Source organism: Actinocorallia aurantiaca (assembly GCF_039533685.1).
GTDB classification, from domain to species: Bacteria; Actinomycetota; Actinomycetes; order Streptosporangiales; family Streptosporangiaceae; genus Actinocorallia; species Actinocorallia aurantiaca.
This window is the reverse complement of sequence record NZ_BAAATZ010000002.1, coordinates 219,859-237,106: the sequence shown is the minus strand read 5'-3', so window position 1 is coordinate 237,106 and position 17,248 is coordinate 219,859. Positions and strand designations below refer to the sequence as shown.

The window sequence follows — 17,248 nt, the reverse complement described above, 5'->3', positions numbered from 1 at the left end:
CCAAAATAGCTTTGCTTTAAAGATTGCTTTGCTTTTAAAGCAAAGTGGCTTCGTCCCCCCAGGATAAAGAGGTCCGCCGTGAGCGAGTGGAATCTGAAGATCATCGAAGAGTTCCGTGCCAACGAGGGCAGGGTCGGCGGCATGTTCGAAGGCGCCGCCCTGCTCCTGCTGACCACCACCGGCGCCAGGAGCGGACGCCCCCACACCACCCCGCTGACCTACATGGCCGACGCTGCCGGCGGCGACCGCCTGCTGGTGTTCGCCTCCAACGCCGGCGCCCCGACCCACCCCGCCTGGTATCACAACGTCCTGGCCGACCCCCGGGTCGCCGTCGAGGTCGGCACCCGCTCCTACCAGGCGACGGCGCTCCCCCTTCACGACGAGGAGCGGGACCGGGCGTACACGCGCCAGAGCGAACTCGTCCCCGCCTACGCCGAGTATCAGCGGCAGACCACCCGCGTCATTCCCGTGGTCGCCCTGTACGACGCCGCCCACCGCGCCGACCGCGCGGCGGCCGTCGGCGACCATCTGACGAAGGTCCACGCCGACCTGCGCCGGGAGCTGGCCTCCATCCGCGAGGAGGCCGCCTCGTTCTTCAACGGCCGGAGCGCCGAACGCCCCGGCCTGGGCGCGCAGTTGCACGCGCACTGCCTCACCGTCTGCGACGCGCTCGGCGAGCACCACACCGGCGAGGACTCGGTCTTCCCCCGCCTTCAAGGGATGTTCCCCGGCCTGTCCCCGGTCCTGGAGAAGCTGCGCCGCGAACACCTGGCCATCGCCCGGGCGAAGGACGACCTGCGCGCTCTCCTGGACGGCGCCGAAGCCACCGACCCCGTCCGTTTCCAGGCCGAGCTCGACCGGCTGATCACGGAACTGGAGGAACATTTCGCCTACGAGGAGGAGCAGCTCGTCCCCCTGCTCAACTCCATCGCCCTCCCGCACCCGGCCGCGGGCTGAAGCGCGGGTCCGGGAGGACCCCGGGAGGACGCGCCATGCGCGCGAGCCCGCATTCCAAGCTTTCGCGTTCATCGTCAACGTCATCGCGATTCGCCCTTCATCGCGGTCGTCGGATGACCGCTATCCGACGGGGGCGATCCTCACGCTCCGGGCCCGCGCCGCGGGTTCGGCGAAGGCCGCGAGGCGGTGTCCCTCGGCCTCGACCTCCTCGGCGTGCATTGCGGACAGCGCGGCGAACGGCGTGACCGTCAGGGCCGCCTTCTCCAGTTTCCAGACTCCGGCGACGAAGCCGTCCACCAGGACCGTGCCCTTCACGATGCCGTTCTTGGAGATCACCTTGGCCACGTGGAGGTCGTCGATGATCCGCGAACGGTCGGCGTGGGACAGGATCGCGTTGTCGTACTCCGCCAGGAACCTCACGGGAGCGGGGGCGTCCTCGTCCGGCAGGGGCGCGTCGGGGACGTCGTAGAGGAGACGGCCCTGCTCGTCCCTGAAGGTCCGCAGTTCCAGCCGGGAGCAGATCTCCGTCAGGCCGGTAAGGCCCGACCACTTCTGCATGTCCGCGACGGACGCGGGACCGAAGGCCGCCAGGTAGCGGCACACCACCTCGCCGACCTCGGCCGTCCGGTCCACGGGGGAGCCCAGCCAGCTCTCCACGGCCGCCCAGGCGGGCCGGCTGCTCCTTCCCCAGAGCCCACGGGGCGGCGTCTGCACGACGGGCACGACGAACTGGGCGATGCGTGCGAGTTCGGCCGGCTTGCACTGCGGCCACCGCTCCGCGAGCAGCTCACCGAGTTCCTTGCTCCCGCGCGGCTCGGCGAGCAGTTCCCGGGCGGCCTCGGCCAGCCGCTCCAGGTCGGGGATCTTCTTCAGCTCGGCGGCCCTCCCCGGGTTGCCGTACAGCTGGCGGTCGATGACCGGCCCCATCACGTGGCGGAGCCTCCGGCAGTCGTCGGCGGTCACGACGTGGACGGTGCAGCGCATCAGGGTCGCCCGGACCGCCCTCCGTTCGGTCAGCGGCCCCGCCAGGTCCTCCGGGGCGAAGCCCTCGACCCGGGACCAGAGGCCGAAGTAGGGCGGGATCGGCTGCTGGGACTGCAGGCCGAGAAGGTGGCGGAGTGCGTCCTCCGTACCCAGCTTCGATCTCTCACTGAGCAGCTGGCGCCGCAGGAGCGCCCGGTTGAGCCGACGGCGGTCGAGGACTTTCTCAAGACGCGTCACGCCTCACCGTAACGACGGCCGCCGACAACCGGTCGGTCCGTCCCGATCCCCATGGCACAGATGACCCGCCGACGAAAAATACGGAGGAATCCAAAGGAATGAGGGACGTTCTCCGTGCTCTCTAGGGGTGTGCACGGATGGCGGCACCCCGGGACCGCCCATACACTCGAACGTGTGATCTTCAAGGCAGTGGGCGACGGCCGCCCCTATCCCGAGCACGGGTTCACCCAGCGGGACTGGGCGAACATCCCTCCCCGCCAGATCCTGCTGAGCGAGCTGGTCACCACGAAACGCGAGCTGGACCTGCACTCCCTCCTGGCGAAGGACTCCACCTTCTACGGTGACCTGTTCCCCCACGTGGTCCAATGGCAGGGCACCTGCTACCTGGAGGACGGCCTCCACCGAGCCCTCAGAGCCGCCCTCCACCAACGCACGGTCCTCCACGCCAGAATCCTGGACCTGCAGTAACCAAAAAGGCCTGAAGGAAGACAGGACAGCAGCCAAGATCGGGCGAGCCTGAATTCCAAGCACTCCACAAAGGACAAAGGCGAGCCGGACAGGAAGGAAGACCCCCGCGCCCAGAGCACCACGCGCGGGGGGCGTGGGGGGCATCCCCCCACATCGGGGGGCTCGGGGGGTCGTCCCCCCGATGGAATGAGCAGAGCCCCCCGGCGAGCAGCCCGAAGGGCTGCGAGCAGGGGGGCCCGCGATGCGGTGGTGGAGGGATTTGAACCCTCGGATGAGTTGCCCCATCACGCGCTTTCGAGGCGCGCGCCCTCGGCCACTAGGCGACACCACCGCGGGAGAGCCTACCCGACTCTGCGGGTGGAGAAGAAACGGGTGAGAGGGGAGGCGCACTCGTCGGCGAGGATTCCGGTGATCACTTCGGGCCGGTGGTTGAGTCTGCGGTCGCGGGCGACGTCCCAGAGGGAGCCGATGGCGCCTGCTTTGAGGTCGGTGGCGCCGTAGACGATGCGGTCGACGCGGGCGAGGACGGCCGCTCCGGCGCACATGGTGCAGGGTTCGAGGGTGACGGTGAGGGTGCAGCCGGTGAGGCGCCATCGGCCGAGGGCGTGGGCGGCTCGGCGGAGGGCGAGGACCTCGGCGTGGGCGGTGGGGTCGCCGGTGAGTTCCCGTTCGTTGTGGGCGCGGGCGAGGACGGCGCCGTCGGGGCCGGTGATCACGGCGCCGATGGGCACGTCGGGGCCTGCGGTCTCGGCCTGGGCGAGGGCTTCGCGCATCCAGGTCTCGTAGACGGGGATCGGGTTCGCGTGGTCCAGGGGCGCGGGGTTCTCCTGCATGGTCAGATTCGCAGGGAGTCGAGTTCTTCGGTGAAGCCCGCGTGTTCGGCGATGTCGGTGAGGGCGTCGGTGGGGACGGCGCGTTCGCTGAGCCGGAGGAGGCCGGCCTCGTCGGTGCCGAGGTCGGCGAGAAGGGCGGGTTCGCCCAGGGGGTCGCCGTCGGCCGCGGGTTCGGTCTGGTCGAGGAGGAGTTCGGAGAGCAGTCCGCCGAGGGCGCTGTTGTGGGCGGCGGCGCCGTCGGAGAGGAAGATCCGGGGGTCCTCCTCTCCGTCGAGTCTGAGGACGCCGAACCAGGCGTCGTTCTCCTCGACGAGGAGAACGACGGTTCCGCCGGAGCTCTCGAGGGCGGCCTCCCGGAGGAGGTCGGTCACGTCCTCTGAGGTCTCGCTCTCGGCGAGGTCGGCCTCGGCGGCCATCCAGCCTTCATCGGTCTGCGCGAACACGGCGGCGAAGTACGGCACACACCTATTGTGACCTGCTGTCACACCAGGCTGTCGAGGGCCCGCTCCAGAGAGACCGCGAATCCGATCTTCTCTCCGATCGACAGCAGCATCTCGTCGGGGTAGGCCTCGAGGTCGCCGGAGATCGCGCCGAGCTCCATCTCGTCCATGCCGAGGTCGGCGAAGATGGACATGTCGCCGACGGGGAGCACCTGGTCGAGGTCGTCGTCCTCGTCGGGGATGTCGATCTCGAGGTATTCCAGGACCTGCCGGGCCAGGGGCCAGTCGAGGGAGGCGGTGACGTCGGAGAGGAAGACCATGACGTCCTCGCCGAGCACGCGGACGGCGGCGAAGAAGTCGTCGCCGACGGCGGCCAGCCCGATGGTGCCGCCCATCCCGGGGATCTGCCTGAGCGCGTGGATGAAACCGTCGAGGTCCTCGGTCAGCGCCACCGGGAGGAGTTCGGCCTCCCAGCTTGATTCCTCGCGAAAAACCACCACGGCGAAGTCCGTCGTTCCGTCGTCCGTCATCACTCACCCGCCGCCCAGTCCTGTGCCCACCCGAATGTTCCCAGATGCCAGGCCGCGGTGCGGTGCGAGCCGGGTAATTCCCCGGCCTTCCGCCTCGCTCGGCGGTCCGGCCGGAACGATGGATCAGTACTGCACACTACTCAGTGCGAAAAGTCCGTCTTCGGAGGGTCGCGTGGATCTCCGCGCGCCGGGAGCGGCGGGGGGCCACCCTGCGCCGCAGCTCCCTCGCCTCGGCGAGATCGCGCAGGAAGGCGGCACGGCGCCGCAGCCGTTCGCGGATCTCCTCCGCCGTCCACTCTTCGCTCCCGTCCATGGAGGACTCCTTCCCGCTTCACCATGTCTCATCCCTGTTAGCGTGAAGAACATGGAGATCCTCGCGGTCGACCACCCGCTGGTGGCACATAAATTGACTACTTTGCGTGACCTAAGAACCGATTCACCTACATTTCGGCGTTTGGCCGATGAACTCGTCACCTTGCTGGCCTACGAGGCGACCCGCGACGTCCGCGTGACGTCCGTCACCGTGGAGACTCCGCTCCAGCCCGCCACGGGCGTCCGGCTGGCCCGTCCCGTCCCGCTGGTGGTGCCGATCCTGCGGGCCGGCCTGGGCATGCTGGACGGCATGACGCGGCTGCTCCCCACGGCGGAGGTCGGCTTCCTCGGGATGATCCGCGACGAGGGCACCCTCCAGGCCCAGACGTACGCCACCCGCCTGCCGGACGACCTGTCGGGCCGCCAGTGCTACGTCCTGGACCCGATGCTCGCCACCGGCGGCACCCTGGCCGCGGCGATCAGCCTGCTGTTCGACCGGGGCGCGCGGGACGTCACCGCGATCACCCTGCTGGCCGCCCCCGAGGGCCTCGCGGTGCTGGAGGACGCCTTCCCCGAGACCACCCCGATCAAGGTCGTCACGGCCGCGATCGACGAGCGGCTCGACGAGAACGGCTACATCGTCCCGGGCCTCGGCGACGCCGGAGACCGCCTGTACGGGACGGTGTGACACCACCCTGCCACGCAGGTTCGAGGGGTATCACCTCCGGGTAATAACCTCGCACGGAGCGTGATGCTCCTCTCGCCGCCCTGGCCCGCTCGGGGACCCGCCGGATGCGGCGAGCGAGGCAAGGAACCGCGTCGATGGCCCAAAACCTGCAGGCTTACGAAGAGCTGACCGAGCGGCTGCGCAAGGAGTTCGCCGCCACCCATCCGATATCCACCGTCAACCGGTGCGTCTCGGCCGCACTTCACGGCGCCCAGGACGTGATCGGATCCGACGAACCGGATCTCGTGGAGAAGATCGCCCGCCGACACCTGCGCGTGCTGGCGATCGTGGCCGCCGAAAGGTCGCCCCGGCTCGGGGGATGAAATCGCGAAACCCCCGGTGGGAAAGGGGTTTTTCCGGGGTAGGACCGCTACTGTGGGATGGGTTTTTCAGTCCCCTGCGGGAGGCGGTTCGTGAACAAGAAGCACCTCAAGTGGGCCGGCGGGATACTAGCCGCCCTCTACGTCATCAACCAACCCGGCGCCGCGGCGGATCTGATCAACCGCATGGCCTCCGGCCTCGGTGACGCGGCCGGAGCCGTCGCCACATTCGTGAACACCCTGGGCTCATGAGGCTGGTCACCCCGGGAGACTCCGCTCCCGCGTCGATCAACCGCTACCTGCTTCCCCAGGAGCGCCAGGTCATCGTGGTGCGCAAGCACCCCGCCGTGCTGATGAAGCCGGTCCTGTTCGTGCTCGGCGGGCTCATCCTCGCCGGGGTCCTCTCCAACACCGTCGCCGGGGGCGAGGCCGGCCAGGTCGTCGACTTCATCTGGCTGGCCTGGCTGATCCTGCTCGGCTGGTTCGTCTACGAGGTCGCCGAGTGGTCGGTCATCTACTTCGTGATCACCAACCAGAGAATGCTGCTGACCACCGGACTCATCACCCGTGACGTGGCGATGATGCCGCTGGGGAAGGTCACGGACATGAGCTACGAGCGCTCGCCCGTGGGCCGGCTGCTCGGCTACGGCAAGTTCATCGCCGAGTCCGCCGGTCAGGACCAGGCGCTGCGCGAGATCGACTTCCTCCCCTATCCCGACCAGCTGTACGCCGAGGTCTGCGAGATGATCTTCCCCAACGGGAAGACGAAGTCGCTGGAGGAGCGGCTGCGCGAGATGATCGACGCCATCCCGAAGATGCGCACCGAGCTGGCGGCCGAGGTGACCACCGGCAACGTGCACGACCTGGAGACCCGGCGGCTGCGGCTGGAGGGTGTGCAGTCCCAGCTCGACCAGCTCGTCGGCGAGTCCGGCGAGTGGCACCGGCAGGCGGCCGAGCTCCACCGGCAGCTCGGCGAGCGCGTGGGACCCGACGGAACACCGGAGAGCTGACGGCCGGTGAAGAACGGCCCGCGTCCCCCCGGGGGCGCGGGCCGCCGTCGTATCGGCGGTCTTTACAGCCATCCGCACTGCGTTCCTGACCCCTAATGTCACAGGTCTGATACAGCGCGGCTATTGCGGCTCCGGATTGGCTAGTCTGGCGAAAGCACCGTGCGGGTTCTTTTCGAACCCGCAGAACGTTCGGTGTGAAAAATATGTCGGCACCACCGCCACCCCCAACCTTCCGCTAAGAGAGTGGTCATGCCGGGTCCAGGCAGTGTCGGAGAGCGCGTGCGCGACTTGCGGCTGACCCGCCGTATGTCGCAGGCCCAACTGGCCGGGCACGACCTCTCCGACAGCTACATTTCATTGATCGAGTCGGGTAAGCGCACCCCCACCCCGGCTGTTCTGAAGCTGCTCGCCGAACGGCTGGGATGCACCCCGGAGTACCTCTCCGAGGGCATCGAGCCGGAGCAGCGCGCCCATGTCGAGGTCCGCGCCCGGCACTGCGAGCTCGCGCTGCTCGGCGGGGACGCCGCCGGCGCGCTCGAGGGGTTCGACGACGTCATCGCCGCCGACGACAACCCCGAGCTGACGCTGCGGGCCCGCTGGGGCCGCGCCGCCGCGCTGGAGCGGCTGGGCCGCACCGGCGAGGCCATCGCGGAGTTCGAGGAGCTGCGCGAGCTGGCCGAACGGGACGCGGGCCGCACCAGCTGGCTGCCGTCCGTCATCTCGCTGACCCGCTGCTACCACGCCGTCGGCGACCTCGGCCAGGCCGTGGCGCTCGGCGAGCGGGCGCTGGGCAGGCTCACCGGGCTCGGGCTGACCAGCGGCTCCGACCTCGCCGAGGTCGCCCGGGTGCTGCTGCTCGCCTACCTGGACCGGGGCGACACTCCGCGGGCCCAGACCCTCGTCCAGCACATGCCGGACGACACCGACGTCGCGGGCGACTACCGCAGGGCCAGCGAGAAGGCACTGGAAGAGGGCGCGCTGGGCGACGCCATCTACCTCGCCGACCAGGCGCTGGAGGCGGCTTCCGCCCGCTCCCGCTCCACCGCGCGGGCCCGTCTCCAGGTGGCCGGCGCCCGGGCGCTGATCCGCGGCGACGAGGCCGACAACCTGCGCGCGCTGGACCTGCTGACGGCGGCCGAGCCCGAGCTGAGCGGGGACGAGGCGACCGCCTGCGTCATCGAGTCGGCGCGGGCCCTGATCAGGCTGGGCAGGCTGGACGAGGCCGTCGCCACGGTCCGCGACACCCTGGAGGGCATGCCCCGCCAGAGCTTCGATGTGGTCATGGCGCAGGCGCAGCTCGTCCTGGCCCAGGCGCACCTGGCGCAGTCCGGCCGGGAGGCCGCGCTGACCGTCCTGCGGGCCACGGCGGCCCAGCTGGAGCGGCTGCCCGCGAACCGGCTCACCGCCTCGCTCTCCCGCGAGCTGGGCGACCTGTTCGACGCCGCCGGGGACGGGGCCAACGCGACCGCCGCCTACCGCCGGGCGCTGGAGTCGGTGGGGCTGCGGCCCACCCGGCGCATGACCCAGGCCTTCGTCGAGCACTGAAACACCCGGAAATCAGCCGTGGAAGTCATGTCTTCCACGGCTGATTTCTGCTGTTCCAGCATTCATCCGCCTTTTTGACTGAGCGCTGTCCGGGTGCTTTACGCCTTCAGCAGCCGTCCTTCGATCTCGACCTCGGGAGAGATCGCGCGCAGCCGGGTCGCCAATGCCTCACCCGCGGCGTGCAGCCGTTCCAAGGGATAAGGTTCCAACCTTTCCAGGAGGAAAAGGGCATTTCTCGTGTCCTCCGTGATGCGCGTCCGGACGCACTGGCGCCAGTTCCAGCGCCGGCAGGTGACGCCCGCGTCGTCCCGCCACACCACCTCGCCCGGCGCGGGCGGCTCGGCGTCCTCGAACGGCTCCCCTCCGGCGGCGACCGTCAGCCGGGCCGGACCGATGTACTTGTCGAGGTCCTCCCCGCCGATCGGCAGCGCGTACTCGACACTGACGGCGTTGTAGGCGTCCACGACCCGGTTGATGGACGGCAGCGAGTCGGCGCGCCGCAGCAGCGCGTCCACCGACGGGCGGGTCCGGTTGGGTTTGGCGCCGAACGCCCGGTAGGCCTCGCGCCAGGCGAGGACATGGGGGTCGTCCGGGTTCGCCGTGCGCGCGGCGGCCGACAGCCAGGAGGCCGACTCCTCGTCGCCCGGGCCGTTGCGCAACCCGTGGGCCGACATCACCAGGACCACGAAATCAGGACGCAGAGCGCGGACGGAGTCGTCCACGACGACTTGCTCGATCATGATTCCAGTATGCCGGGGGCTCCGCCGCCGACCGTCTCCGCCCAAGGCCGGAGCGGGGAACTTTCGTCCTGGTCAGCTCGTTCCGCCGGTTCCGTCCCCACGTCAAACCACACCTGGGTGCCTTCGGGGCCCCGGGTGAAGCCCCAGTGGGAGGCGCAGCCGTCCAGGAGCTCGCTGCCCCTGCCCTCGGTGGACTCGGTGCTCACCCGGCAGAAGCAGAGAACGCCCGACGAGCCCTCGTCGGCGACCACGACCCTCGCCCAGTTGTCGGTGGTGCTGACGGTCACGACGAAGTGGCCGCCGGGACCGCCGCTGCCGCTGTGCTCGACGGCGTTCGTCGCCGTCTCGCTGACCAGGAGGACCGCCGCGTCCCGGTGGGCGTGGGCGGTTCCGAGGACGTCCGCGACGAAGCGCCGGGCCGCCCCGACCTGTTCGGGACTGCCGGGAAGCCGCAGACTGCACACTTGAGCGCCCATTTCGCCACCTCCACTGCGATCACTCTAAGTGATTGCCTAGTAACGCAATGGTGCTCTTTTATGGTCAAGGCCGCAACCGTTTCCGGACACCTGCCGAACTCAGGCGGGTGCCGCTTCCTCGCTCTTCCCCGCCTCGGGAGCCGCCATGGTGGAAACGGCGTCCTCGTCCGGAATCCGCAACGCGAGCAGCGCCCCCAGCAAAGAGAACCCCCCTGCCGCCGCGAACGCCCACTCGTAACTCCCGGAACGGGCCAGCAGTGCCACGACGGTGGCCGCCGCCGCGACCCCCAGCGCCGCGCCCAGCTGGCGCATCGCGTTGAAGAGCGCGGACGCCTGGGCCGTCAGCTCCGCGGAGACCGTCGCGAAGGCCGCTGCCGTCACGGCGCCGAACACGTGCGCCATGACGTAGCCGATGGCGAACATCACCACGGGCAGCACCGGGATGGGCGCCATGCCCGCCACCGGGATCAGCAGGGCGACCAGGGCGAGCGAACCCGCCATCAGGCGGCGCGGGCCGAGCCGCCGGTACAGCCCCGTCACCCGCCGGGAACCGATCATCACGCCGATCGCTTCGGGGAACGTGCACAGACCCGCCTGGAGCGCGCTCATCTCCCGGCCCTCCTGGAGGGTGAACGGCACCAGGAACAGCACGCCCATGAAACCCGCCGTCGACAGGACCGAGGAGCTGCTCGTCCGGCGGAACAGGCGGTCGCCGTAAAGGCTGAGGCGCAGCATGGGATCCGGCCTGCTGGACTCGACCCGGACGAGCAGCGCCAGCAGGACCAGCCCTCCCACCGCCGGGACCAGGACGCCCGGCGAGCCCCAGCCGAGGATCGACCCCTCGCTGAGCGCGTACATCACCCCGGAGAATCCGGCGCCGGCCAGGACGAACCCGGCGAAGTCGAACCGGCCCGTCTTCCGCCCCCTGTGGTCGGGGAGGGTGAGCAGGCCGAAGAGGAACGCCGCCAGCCCGATCGGCACGTTGACGAAGAACACCCAGCGCCAGCCGACCGTGTCCGTCAGCAGGCCGCCCACGACGGGACCGCAGGCCGGGGCCAGGGCCGTCGGCACCATCAGGATCTGGTTGGCCCGCAACCGCTCGGCCGGCGGGTACTCCCGCAGCAGCAGGGCGAACCCGACGGGCGTCATCATGCCGCCCCCGAGACCCTGCAGCACCCGGAAGGCGATCAGCTGCCCCTCGTTCTGGGCCAGCCCGCACAGTGCGGAGGCGAGAGTGAAGAAGCCGAGCGCCACCAGGAAGATCCGCCGGTAGCCGAACCTGTCGGCCAGCCAGCCCGAGGCCGGGATGACCACGGCGAGGCTCACCAGATAGCCGGTGACGACCGCCCCGATCCCGCCCGCAGGGACGCCGAACGACCTGGCGATCCCGGGCAGGGCGACATTGACGACGGTGGTGTCCAGGATCGAGATGAACATCGAACTGACGAAGACCACGCTGACCGCGACCTTCGGCGTCACCTTCGCCATGGCCCTCCTCCCGCTCGGCTCTCACCAGACCACAGGAAGGTTGACCCGTCAAAGAAAATTCCCGCCAAGCAGGGACTTCTAGGCTATTTCGTCCAGGCTGGAGAACTCCTCCGGGGACAGTTCCAGATCGCCCGCGGCGAGGTTCTCGTCCAGGTGCGCCGGAGAGGTGGTGCCCGGCGCGGGCAGCAGGACCCTGGAACGGTGGAGCAGCCAGGCCAGCGCCACCTGCGCCGGAGTGGCGCCATGGGCTTCGGCCACCCCGTCGACCGCCTGCCGGCCGGACGCGGTGAGCGCGCCGTCGTTCAGCGGCCCCCAGGGCAGGAAGGCCACGTGGCGCTCCTCGCACAGCTCCAGGAGCGGGACGGCCTCGCGGTCCAGGAGGTGGAAGCGGTTCTGCACCGAGGCGATCTCGGCCAGCTCCACCGCGGCCCGCAACTGCTCGGCGGAGACGCTGTCCAGGCCGATGTGGCGGATCTTGCCCTCCCGCTGCAGCTCGGTGAGCGCGCCGAGCTGCTCGGCCAGCGGAACCTGCGGGTCGATGCGGTGCAGCTGGTAGAGGTCGATGGTGTCCAGTTTCAGCCGACGGAGGCTCGCCTCGCACATCTCCTTGAGCGACTCCGGGCGCCCGTCCAGATGCCACTCGGTCGCGGACGTGCGGACGATCCCGCCCTTGGTCGCGACGACCAGCCCCATCGGATAGGGGTGCAGCGCCTCCGCGACCAGCTCCTCGGCCAGGTCCGGACCGTAGTCCCCCGCGGTGTCGATGAGGTCCACACCCCGCATGACCGCGTGGCGCAGCAGCTTCACGGCGTCCGCGCGGTCCCCGCGCAGCCCCCAGTACCCCTTGCCGACCAGTTGTCCGGTACCCAGGCCGATCCGGTGCACGGGCAGGTCACGGCCGATAAAGAACATCTCGAACGACATGTGCGTGACTTTACCGTTGCCTTTCCCATGCTCGTAAAACCGAAGAGATCAATTACCCCGATCCCGACCTGCGCCTCCTCGGTGAAGTTGTCATGATCCGCAGACACCCACCAAGTTTTCCGTCTTTTCTGGCATATAACGGACCTATCCCTGCACGCCACACTGAGTCCGCGGCCGGTTCTTCCGGCAGGTGTCGGGGAGACACCGTTCCGGCGTCGTGTGGTGCGGTCACACGACGCCGGAACCGTTCCCCACCCGAACGGACGGGGTTCCCGCCTCCTCGCGGCCCGCGAAGGATCCCGCCCGGGAAGCACCGGAACAACCGGAACCCGCTCGTACCGAACCGGTTGATCTCGATGCGTCCGAGACCGGACCCGTGGTCCTGGACGCGGCTCCCACCGCTCGTGCCGCTCATCACCGCAGTGGTCAGGCGGTTCGGGCCTCGGTGAGATACCAGACGCGGTCGTCGTCGAATCGCATCCAGAGGCGATGGTCGCGCCCCGTCACCCGATGAAGACGGGTCGGTCTCTATCCGTCCGGGAGGACCAGGACTCGTCTCTCGATGATGTCGACGACGCCTTCGGACCGGTGACCGTAGACGATGGTGGAGCCGTCGGAATCCCTGTCCTCGTAGGGACTGATGAAGGCGACGTCGTCCTCCGCGACCGCGGCCCTCGCGCTCCCCGGACCGGGTTGCGGTTGACGGCCCTGATGCCGGTGTCATCGATGGTGACCAGTGGAAAGTTCGTACTCCATCGATGGATCCGCGTCTCGTGCAAGTTCGGCTCCCGGGAGGGTCTTATCGGCTCCAGAGCAGGCGGTCCCACCAAGGGGCGGCGGGATCGGCGAAGGGGTCGTTCGGCGTTCTGGACCGGATGAGGTCGTCCACCGGGCCGAGCTTGGCCCGGAGGTGACGGCGGGCCGCCGGTGACATGACGCGCAGGGCCCGTTCAAGGGTGTCGCGCGCGTCGAAGGGGCTGCAACAGGGGCAGAAGGGGATCTGGGAGAACGTGGGCCAGGGTCTCTGGCGGGCGAGGGACACCCAGGTTCTGAACGCCGAGGACACCGCTCCGGGCCAGAAGTGAACGCATTCCAGACGGGCGATCTCGTGGACGACCTTGAGCGGCACGCCGTCGATGACGGCGGTCTTCTCGCGAGGACGACGACCGGTCGTCACCCTGAGGGCGGACGGGCGCTTACGCGGCATCGGCCTTTCGACTGATCAGCATGAGCCGATCCTGGAACACGGGAACGGCGTTGTCAAACGATCAACGGGATGTCTCCCCTGCCGGATGAGGACCCGTGGTCCGGGTCAGCCGGTGGCCATGTCGACGAAGCGGCTGTAGTGGCCCTGGAAGGCGACGGTGACGGTGGCCGTGGGGCCGTTGCGGTGCTTGGCGACGATCAGGTCCGCCTCGCCGGCACGGGGGGACTCCTTCTCGTAGGCGTCTTCTCGGTGCAGAAGGATGACCATGTCCGCGTCCTGCTCGATCGATCCGGATTCACGCAGGTCGGACACCATGGGGCGTTTGTCGGTTCGCTGTTCGGGGCCTCGGTTGAGCTGGGAGAGCGCGATGACGGGGACCTGGAGCTCCTTGGCGAGGAGCTTCAGCGAACGGGAGAACTCCGAGACCTCGACCTGGCGGCTTTCGACGCGTTTGCCGGACGACATCAGCTGGAGGTAGTCGATGACGACCAGGCGGAGGTCGTGCTGCTGCTTGAGGCGGCGGCACTTGGCGCGGATCTCCATCATCGACATGTTGGGGGAGTCGTCGATGAAGAGCGGGGCTTCGGCGACCTCGCTCATCCGGCGGGCGAGCCTCGTCCAGTCGTCGTCGTTCATGGTGCCCGAGCGCATGGCGTGCAGGGCGACGCGGGCCTCGGCCGACAGCAGGCGCATGGTGATCTCGTTGCGCCCCATCTCCAGGCTGAAGAACGCCGAGGTGAGGCCGTGCTTGATGGAGGCCGCGCGCACGAAGTCCAGGGCGAGGGTGGACTTGCCCATGGCGGGACGGGCCGCCACCACGATCATCTGACCGCCGTGCAGGCCGTTGGTGAGGGCGTCGAGGTCGGTGAAGCCGGTGGGGACGCCGACCATCTGGCCGTCGCGGCTGCCGATGGCCTCGATCTCGTCGAGGGCGGCGGGCATGATCTCGCTCAGCGGCAGGTAGTCCTCGCCGGAGCGCTTGTCGGCGATGGCGTAGACCTCGGCCTGGGCCTGGTCGAGGAGGTCGTCGGCGTCGGCGCCCGCGTTGTAGCCGAGCTGCACGATGCGGGTGCCGGCCTCCACGAGGCGGCGGAGCACCGAGCGCTCCTGGACGATCTTGGCGTAGTAGCCGGCGTTGGCCGCGGTCGGCACGGAGTTGATGAGGGTGAACAGGTAGGGGGCGCCGCCGATGCGGGTGTGCTCGCCCCGCTTGGTGAGCTCGGCGCCGACCATCACGGCGTCGGCGGGCTCACCGCGGCCGTAGAGGTCGAGGATGACGTCGTAGATGACCTGGTGGGCGGGACGGTAGAAGTCGGACGCGCGAAGCTGCTCGATGACGTCCGAGATGGCGTCCGGCGCCAGCATCATGCCGCCCAGCACGCATTGTTCGGCGTTCAGGTCGTGCGGTGGCACACGTTCGAACTCGGACTCCTGGCGAGGGATTTCCGCGATGCTCACTCGGCGCCCATCCTTCCCCGAACCACACCCACGGCACAGTTCTAACGCAGCCCTCTGACATTCTCTGGGCATCACGCGTCTCACCCAAGTTGATCTGTGGACGAGCCTGTGGATGACCTGTGCAGTACTCCCCAGAGTCTGTGGACAACCTGTGGATAACTTGTGGAAAAACATGTTCACATACTCAGAGACAGGGGCCTGACCTGCGGAAATGCTCGTCCACACCTGTGGACAAAAGAAAACATGACCGGGAGATCCTGCACCTGGCCGTTCCGGCGTTCGGCGCTCTCGTCGCCGAACCCCTCTTCCTGCTCTCCGACGCGGCCATCGTCGGGCGGCTCGGCACCGCGCAGCAGGCGGCCCTCACCATCGCGGGCCAGGCGCTGACCGCTCTCATCGGCGTCTGCGTCTTCCTCGCGTACGCGACGACGGCCGCAGTCGCGCGCCAGGTGGGCGCGGGGGACCTCCGCCACGCCGCACGGCAGGGAATCGACGGGCTCTGGCTCGCCCTCGCCATCGGCGCGGCGCTGATAGCCGTCGGCGTCCCGGCGAGCCCGTCCGTCATCGGCTTCTTCGAACACAACGAATACGCCGTCGAGTACCTGCGCATCAGCCTGCTCGGCGCACCGGCCATGCTCGTCGTCCTGGCCGGCACCGGCGTGCTCCGCGGCCTGCAGAACGGACGCGTCCCGCTGTACGTCTCCGCCGGGATGTTCACCGCCAACCTCGTACTGAACGCGTTGTTCGTGCTCGTCTTCGGCTGGGGAATCGCCGGTTCGGCCTGGGGGACCGTCACGGCGCAGACCGGAGGCGCACTCGTCTACCTCGTGACGGTGCTGCGTCTGGCACGCCGTCACGGAGCTTCAATGATGCCCAGCTGGCAAGGTCTGCGCACCGCGGTCTCGTCCGGATTCGCGCTCGTCATCCGTACCGTCACACTCCAGGCCACCCTTGTCCTCGCCACACTCGTCGCCGCCAGGCAGGGCCCGGACGTCGCAGCCGCCTACGGCATCAGTTCGCGCATCTGGATGCTGTCCTCCTACATCCTGGACGCCGTGGCCATCGCGGGCCAGTCCCTGCTCGGACGCCACCTCGGCGCGGGGGACCAGACGGCCGCACGTGAGGTGACCCGGCGGATGCTCTGGTGGGGCCTGTTCACGTCGTGCGGATTCGGCGTGCTCCTCCTGGCCGTACGCCCCTGGGTGCCGGGGCTGTTCGACGCCACTCCCGAAGTCTCCGCGCTGCTCCTCCAGGCCCTGCTCGTGGTGGCGCTGATCCAGCCGCTCGGCGGTCTGACCTTCGTGCTGGACGGGGTGCTCATCGGTGCCGGGGACATGGAGTACCTGGCCTGGGCCGGAGTCTTCACGCTGGCGGCGTTCCTGCCGGCCGCGCGACTGGTCGCGGGACATGGCGTCGCGGCGCTGTGGCTGGCCCTCGGCTGGTGGATGGCCGTCCGGATGCTCACCCTGGGAGCGCGGGCCCGGACCGGCGCCTGGCTGGTCACCGGCGCCGTTCGTTGATCGAAATCGTTGATACAGATGTTCGAAAACTTACTCGAAGGGACGGCCGTGTTCGCTAGAATTCGAACATGCGTTCACCGCACGGGGAGAGGCTGGCTCGCCTGACACAGGCGATCGACGAGCTGGCGGCATACGGCCTGGCCGACCTGCCGCCGGACACATTGGCCGAGCGGGTCGCGCACATCTGCACCCTGGTCGAGGGCATCGACCCGGAGGCGGGCCGCCGCCGCGCGCACATCACGCGCATCGAGAACTGAGCCGGGGGCGTCCGTCCCTCCGCGCCCCCGGCTCAGGCGACGATCAGGACGTTCCCCTGCAGGAAGAAGAAGAGAAGAAGGAACAGCCCGAGGTAACCGAAGACCAGTCCCGCCATGGCGGGGACGCGTCCTCCTTCGCCGGTGGCGCGTATCTGGCGACGGGCCAGGTGACCGAAGATCACGGCCATGAGACTGCCGATCCCGCAGGCCCACAGCAGCCCGCAGACCAGAGAGGCGATCGCGTAGGGGTTGGTACGGCGCACGCGGTCAGTCTCCCCTGACCTGCGGAGCAAAACAATCCTTATCCCTGATCGGCATAACAGAACGGCCCGGATCGAAAGATCCGGGCCGTTTCCGTGAAACCAGGTCAGGCGACGTTCAGGCTGACCGTGCCGCTGATCTCCGGGTGGAGGCGGACGGTGACCCGGTGCGCGCCCGTGGTCTTGATCGGGTGGTCGATCTCGATGCGACGCTTGTCGAGGTCGGGACCGCCGGCGGTCTTGACCGCGTCGGCGATGTCACCGGCCGTCACGGCGCCGAACAGGCGGCCGCTCTTGCCGGACTGCGCCTTGACGACCACTTTGAGACCCTTGAGGGAGTCGGCGATCTCCTTCGCCTGCTCCAGGGTCGCGATCTCGCGGGCGGCACGCGCCTTCTTGATCACGGTGATCTGCTTCTCGGCGCCCTTGCTCCACTGGATGGCGAAGCCACGCGGGACGAGGTAGTTGCGGCCGTAGCCGTCCTTGACCTCGACGACGTCGCCCGGAGCGCCGAGGCCGGAGACCTGCTGGGTGAGGATCAGCTTCATATCAATC

21 protein-coding genes, 1 tRNA gene and 1 pseudogene are annotated in these 17,248 nt (G+C 69.0%); 9 read left to right on the top strand and 14 right to left on the bottom strand.

Going from position 1 to position 17,248, the window contains the following annotated elements:
• Positions 1–78 precede the first annotated feature (78 nt).
• Positions 79–957: a nitroreductase/quinone reductase family protein gene (locus ABD327_RS01915; protein ID WP_344448306.1), complete on the top strand. Its 879-nt coding sequence runs from the start codon at positions 79–81 to the stop codon at positions 955–957.
• A gap of 120 nt (positions 958–1,077) precedes the next feature.
• Here the strand turns inward: ABD327_RS01915 and ABD327_RS01910 are convergent, their stop codons facing one another.
• Positions 1,078–2,178 (bottom strand): winged helix DNA-binding domain-containing protein, encoded by a 1,101-nt coding sequence (locus ABD327_RS01910; protein ID WP_344448305.1) that lies wholly within the window; start codon positions 2,176–2,178, stop codon positions 1,078–1,080.
• Positions 2,179–2,352: 174 nt separating this feature from the next.
• Here ABD327_RS01910 and ABD327_RS01905 point away from each other — a divergent pair, with 174 nt between their 5' ends.
• Positions 2,353–2,646, top strand: coding sequence for a type II toxin-antitoxin system VapB family antitoxin (locus ABD327_RS01905; protein ID WP_344448304.1), 294 nt, complete (start codon positions 2,353–2,355; stop codon positions 2,644–2,646).
• A 244-nt stretch (positions 2,647–2,890) separates the two neighbouring features.
• Here ABD327_RS01905 and ABD327_RS01900 read toward each other — a convergent pair.
• The 5 genes from ABD327_RS01900 to ABD327_RS01880 all read right to left on the bottom strand — a co-directional run bounded on the left by ABD327_RS01900 (position 2,891) and on the right by ABD327_RS01880 (position 4,762).
• Positions 2,891–2,977 (bottom strand) — tRNA-Ser (locus tag ABD327_RS01900).
• 10 nt (positions 2,978–2,987) lie between these two features.
• Complete coding sequence (tadA, locus tag ABD327_RS01895; RefSeq protein WP_344448303.1) at positions 2,988–3,479, bottom strand: tRNA adenosine(34) deaminase TadA; 492 nt, start codon at positions 3,477–3,479, stop codon at positions 2,988–2,990.
• Between the two features lie 2 nt (positions 3,480–3,481).
• Positions 3,482–3,940 carry a tRNA adenosine deaminase-associated protein gene (locus ABD327_RS01890; RefSeq protein WP_344448302.1) on the bottom strand — a complete coding sequence of 153 codons (459 nt, stop codon included), beginning with the start codon at positions 3,938–3,940 and terminating at the stop codon, positions 3,482–3,484.
• A gap of 20 nt (positions 3,941–3,960) precedes the next feature.
• Positions 3,961–4,449 carry a tRNA adenosine deaminase-associated protein gene (locus ABD327_RS01885; RefSeq protein ID WP_344448301.1) on the bottom strand — a complete coding sequence of 163 codons (489 nt, stop codon included), beginning with the start codon at positions 4,447–4,449 and terminating at the stop codon, positions 3,961–3,963.
• A 136-nt stretch (positions 4,450–4,585) separates the two neighbouring features.
• Complete coding sequence (locus tag ABD327_RS01880) at positions 4,586–4,762, bottom strand: hypothetical protein (protein ID WP_344448300.1); 177 nt, start codon at positions 4,760–4,762, stop codon at positions 4,586–4,588.
• A gap of 51 nt (positions 4,763–4,813) precedes the next feature.
• Here ABD327_RS01880 and upp point away from each other — a divergent pair, with 51 nt between their 5' ends.
• The 5 genes and pseudogenes from upp to ABD327_RS01855 all read left to right on the top strand — a co-directional run bounded on the left by upp (position 4,814) and on the right by ABD327_RS01855 (position 8,363).
• On the top strand, positions 4,814–5,449 hold the full coding sequence (upp, locus tag ABD327_RS01875) for a uracil phosphoribosyltransferase (protein ID WP_344448299.1): 636 nt from the start codon (positions 4,814–4,816) through the stop codon (positions 5,447–5,449).
• 134 nt (positions 5,450–5,583) lie between these two features.
• Positions 5,584–5,811 (top strand): hypothetical protein, encoded by a 228-nt coding sequence (locus ABD327_RS01870; RefSeq protein ID WP_344448298.1) that lies wholly within the window; start codon positions 5,584–5,586, stop codon positions 5,809–5,811.
• Positions 5,812–5,901: 90 nt separating this feature from the next.
• The gene (locus ABD327_RS01865; protein WP_344448297.1) at positions 5,902–6,060 is read left to right on the top strand and encodes a hypothetical protein; all 159 of its coding nucleotides are present in this window, start codon (positions 5,902–5,904) and stop codon (positions 6,058–6,060) included.
• Positions 6,057–6,566 (top strand): annotated as a pseudogene (locus ABD327_RS01860) (PH domain-containing protein); the annotation flags it as partial. The gene ABD327_RS01865 and the pseudogene ABD327_RS01860, both read left to right, overlap by 4 nt.
• A 531-nt stretch (positions 6,567–7,097) precedes the next feature.
• Positions 7,098–8,363: a helix-turn-helix domain-containing protein gene (locus ABD327_RS01855; protein ID WP_344448296.1), complete on the top strand. Its 1,266-nt coding sequence runs from the start codon at positions 7,098–7,100 to the stop codon at positions 8,361–8,363.
• A 98-nt stretch (positions 8,364–8,461) separates the two neighbouring features.
• Here ABD327_RS01855 and ABD327_RS01850 read toward each other — a convergent pair whose 3' ends face one another.
• From ABD327_RS01850 to dnaB, 6 genes are all read right to left on the bottom strand, one after another.
• On the bottom strand, positions 8,462–9,103 hold the full coding sequence (locus ABD327_RS01850; protein ID WP_344448295.1) for a B3/B4 domain-containing protein: 642 nt from the start codon (positions 9,101–9,103) through the stop codon (positions 8,462–8,464).
• Positions 9,100–9,579, bottom strand: coding sequence for an ATP-binding protein (locus ABD327_RS01845; RefSeq protein ID WP_344448294.1), 480 nt, complete (start codon positions 9,577–9,579; stop codon positions 9,100–9,102). The genes ABD327_RS01850 and ABD327_RS01845 overlap by 4 nt, the downstream gene beginning before the upstream one ends.
• A gap of 99 nt (positions 9,580–9,678) precedes the next feature.
• The gene (locus ABD327_RS01840) at positions 9,679–11,067 is read right to left on the bottom strand and encodes a DHA2 family efflux MFS transporter permease subunit (protein ID WP_344448293.1); all 1,389 of its coding nucleotides are present in this window, start codon (positions 11,065–11,067) and stop codon (positions 9,679–9,681) included.
• 78 nt (positions 11,068–11,145) lie between these two features.
• Entirely contained in the window at positions 11,146–11,991 is an 846-nt protein-coding gene (locus ABD327_RS01835) for an aldo/keto reductase (RefSeq protein WP_344448292.1), read from the bottom strand.
• A 799-nt stretch (positions 11,992–12,790) separates the two neighbouring features.
• Positions 12,791–13,198 (bottom strand): hypothetical protein, encoded by a 408-nt coding sequence (locus ABD327_RS01830; RefSeq protein ID WP_344448291.1) that lies wholly within the window; start codon positions 13,196–13,198, stop codon positions 12,791–12,793.
• Positions 13,199–13,303: 105 nt separating this feature from the next.
• Positions 13,304–14,656, bottom strand: coding sequence for a replicative DNA helicase (dnaB, locus tag ABD327_RS01825; RefSeq protein ID WP_344448290.1), 1,353 nt, complete (start codon positions 14,654–14,656; stop codon positions 13,304–13,306).
• 227 nt (positions 14,657–14,883) lie between these two features.
• Here dnaB and ABD327_RS01820 point away from each other — a divergent pair, with 227 nt between their 5' ends.
• Positions 14,884–16,176, top strand: a complete 1,293-nt coding sequence (locus tag ABD327_RS01820; protein WP_344448289.1) for an MATE family efflux transporter — start codon at positions 14,884–14,886, stop codon at positions 16,174–16,176.
• 68 nt (positions 16,177–16,244) lie between these two features.
• Positions 16,245–16,433: a hypothetical protein gene (locus ABD327_RS01815; RefSeq protein WP_344448288.1), complete on the top strand. Its 189-nt coding sequence runs from the start codon at positions 16,245–16,247 to the stop codon at positions 16,431–16,433.
• A gap of 32 nt (positions 16,434–16,465) precedes the next feature.
• Here ABD327_RS01815 and ABD327_RS01810 read toward each other — a convergent pair whose 3' ends face one another.
• Positions 16,466–16,696, bottom strand: a complete 231-nt coding sequence (locus ABD327_RS01810) for a DUF4190 domain-containing protein (protein WP_344448287.1) — start codon at positions 16,694–16,696, stop codon at positions 16,466–16,468.
• A gap of 104 nt (positions 16,697–16,800) precedes the next feature.
• A complete protein-coding gene (gene rplI, locus ABD327_RS01805; RefSeq protein WP_344448286.1) occupies positions 16,801–17,241 on the bottom strand; it encodes a 50S ribosomal protein L9 in 441 nt (146 codons plus the stop codon).
• Positions 17,242–17,248: the final 7 nt, after the last annotated feature.

Coding starts and splice junctions, on each gene's coding strand:
- ABD327_RS01850 (WP_344448295.1), bottom strand. CDS start 9,103: ATGATCGAGCAAGTCGTCGTGGACGACTCCGTCCGCGCTCTGCGTCCT.
- ABD327_RS01840 (WP_344448293.1), bottom strand. CDS start 11,067: ATGGCGAAGGTGACGCCGAAGGTCGCGGTCAGCGTGGTCTTCGTCAGT.
- ABD327_RS01880 (WP_344448300.1), bottom strand. CDS start 4,762: ATGGACGGGAGCGAAGAGTGGACGGCGGAGGAGATCCGCGAACGGCTG.
- ABD327_RS01830 (WP_344448291.1), bottom strand. CDS start 13,198: ATGCCGCGTAAGCGCCCGTCCGCCCTCAGGGTGACGACCGGTCGTCGT.
- ABD327_RS01885 (WP_344448301.1), bottom strand. CDS start 4,449: ATGACGGACGACGGAACGACGGACTTCGCCGTGGTGGTTTTTCGCGAG.
- ABD327_RS01870 (WP_344448298.1), top strand. CDS start 5,584: ATGGCCCAAAACCTGCAGGCTTACGAAGAGCTGACCGAGCGGCTGCGC.
- ABD327_RS01835 (WP_344448292.1), bottom strand. CDS start 11,991: ATGTCGTTCGAGATGTTCTTTATCGGCCGTGACCTGCCCGTGCACCGG.
- upp (WP_344448299.1), top strand. CDS start 4,814: ATGGAGATCCTCGCGGTCGACCACCCGCTGGTGGCACATAAATTGACT.
- rplI (WP_344448286.1), bottom strand. CDS start 17,241: ATGAAGCTGATCCTCACCCAGCAGGTCTCCGGCCTCGGCGCTCCGGGC.
- ABD327_RS01845 (WP_344448294.1), bottom strand. CDS start 9,579: ATGGGCGCTCAAGTGTGCAGTCTGCGGCTTCCCGGCAGTCCCGAACAG.
- ABD327_RS01815 (WP_344448288.1), top strand. CDS start 16,245: ATGCGTTCACCGCACGGGGAGAGGCTGGCTCGCCTGACACAGGCGATC.
- tadA (WP_344448303.1), bottom strand. CDS start 3,479: ATGCAGGAGAACCCCGCGCCCCTGGACCACGCGAACCCGATCCCCGTC.